Here is a 681-nt window from a genome sequence, read left to right on the forward strand (position 1 = left end):
TGGGGCAGGGCGTGCCGTTCACCCGGCAGGCCGCTCAGGTCCAGCAGCCGCTGCCGTCGGCCACGCCGCCCCCGCAGCAGCCGGGCGGTTCGGGCCGCCGCCGCAAGCTCGGCACGCGTCCCGACCCGGTCGCGGGCGCCGAGCAGAGCGCGCGTCCGCACCCGTCGGCCGAGCCCGCTCCCGCCCGGACGCCGTCGCCGGCTCCCGCGCCGGCCCAGCCCCAGCACTCGCTCGGCGGGCAGTCCCGGCTCGCGCCGGCCACCGAGGGCACCGGGCGTTCCTACGCCATAGGCGCGCCGGACGCGGACGCCGCCGAGGGGCCCGAGCCGCTGGACGGTCCGGGCGGTGCCGTCGAGGTGGCGGACACGCCGCGTCCGCAGCCGATGGACGACGAGCTGCCGCCGGAACCGCTGGACAACCCGCGCCGACTGCTCGTGTGGCCCGCGCCGGACGTCTCCACGCAGCAGGCGCTGAGCGACCGCGGCTACCGGCCGGTGATCGTGCACTCGCGCGAGGAGGTCGACGCGCAGATCGCGGCGTTCCCCGCCGCGCTGTTCGTGGACCCGCTGACCGGTCCGATCACCCGCACGGCCCTGCAGTCGCTGCGGCAGGCGGCGGTGGCCGCCGAGGTGCCGGTGCTGGTCACGGCCGGGCTCGGGCAGGCCTCGCGGGACGCGGCCT

General features: G+C 79.1%; 1 pseudogene. It reads left to right on the top strand.

Annotation, left to right across the window (positions count from 1 at the left end):
* Positions 1–681 (top strand): annotated as a pseudogene (locus B7L92_RS37735) (response regulator); the annotation flags it as partial.

This window comes from Streptomyces viridosporus, from assembly GCF_002078235.1.
Classification (GTDB): domain Bacteria; phylum Actinomycetota; class Actinomycetes; order Streptomycetales; family Streptomycetaceae; genus Streptomyces; species Streptomyces viridosporus.